Raw genomic sequence first — 469 nt, 5'->3', positions numbered from 1 at the left:
TCGTGGTCCGACGTGTCCACGCCCGCCGAATTGTCGATGGCGTCGGTGTTCAGCCGCACGCCCTGGCCATTGGCCCCGAAACGGGCGGCCTCGATGCGGCCCCGCTGGGTCGCGCCCAGATTGGCCCCTTCGCCGATCACCGTGGCGCGGATGTCGCGGCCATCGACGCGCAGGGCGTCGTTCGCCTTGTCGCCCGCCTCCGCGTTGGTTTCGCCCGATTCCTTGATGTAGGTGCCGATGCCGCCGAACCACAGCAGATCGACCTTGGCGGTCAGCAGGCGGCGCATCAGTTCGGCGGGGGCGATGTGCGTCGCGTCAATGCCGAAACAGGCGCGGACCTCCGGCGTCAGCTCGACGCTTTTCAGCGAACGTTCGACGATCATGCCGCCCGTGGACAGCAGCGCCCGGTCATACTCGGCCCAGGAGGAGCGGGGCAGGGCGAACAGCCGCGCGCGCTCCGCCCAGCTCG

Annotated in this window: 1 protein-coding gene; it reads right to left on the bottom strand. The window is 69.7% G+C overall.

What is annotated here, in order from left to right:
• Positions 1 to 469 (bottom strand): NAD-glutamate dehydrogenase domain-containing protein (locus tag ACODS4_RS28135; RefSeq protein ID WP_488869185.1); only part of this gene is annotated, 469 nt, incomplete at both ends.

Source organism: Azospirillum sp. FG154, assembly GCF_057809575.1.
This window is presented reverse-complemented; position numbering and strand designations above follow the sequence as displayed.